General features: G+C 60.2%; 1 pseudogene. It reads right to left on the bottom strand.

From position 1 onward, the window contains the following. Window positions 1-492 (bottom strand): annotated as a pseudogene (locus tag PQR42_RS45645) (RHS repeat-associated core domain-containing protein); the annotation flags it as partial.

Here is a 492-nt window from a genome sequence, read left to right as displayed (position 1 = left end):
TCGCCGCTGATCTGGCTCAGCAGGTTCTGTTCATTCCATCCGTACTGATTCACACCATCGCTGGCGAGATTGCCGTTCAGATCATACGACAGCGTTTTTCCCGCCCAGCGCGTCAACTGATTCGCTGCGTTGTATTGCGCGTCATTCACCGCCTGCGGCAGGTTGACCTTTGCAAGGCTGCCGCCTGCTTTCGTGCGCCGGCCCGCCAGGTCGTAGCCATACGTCAGATCGCCCAAAACGCTGCCATCGGCACGCCTGTACGTGATACCCGTCAGCTGGCTCGCCGCATCCCACGTGTAAGTCGCCGTGATTCCGTTGGCAAACGTCGCCTGACTGCGTCGGCCGAGGGCGTCGTACGCGTAACCAAACATACGCGGCGCTTCGTCGTTCACCACGTACTGGATCTGGGTCACCCGATGTTCAGCATCACGCCTGTAGTCCACCGTCGCGCGATCCATATCGATACCGGCCAGTTCACGGGTATCAGGTGCG

Origin of the sequence: Paraburkholderia sediminicola (assembly GCF_046027355.1) — a bacterium.
Classification (GTDB): Bacteria; Pseudomonadota; Gammaproteobacteria; order Burkholderiales; family Burkholderiaceae; genus Paraburkholderia; species Paraburkholderia sediminicola_B.
The sequence above is the reverse complement of the archived record's forward strand: the minus strand, read 5'-3'. Positions and strand labels throughout refer to the sequence as shown.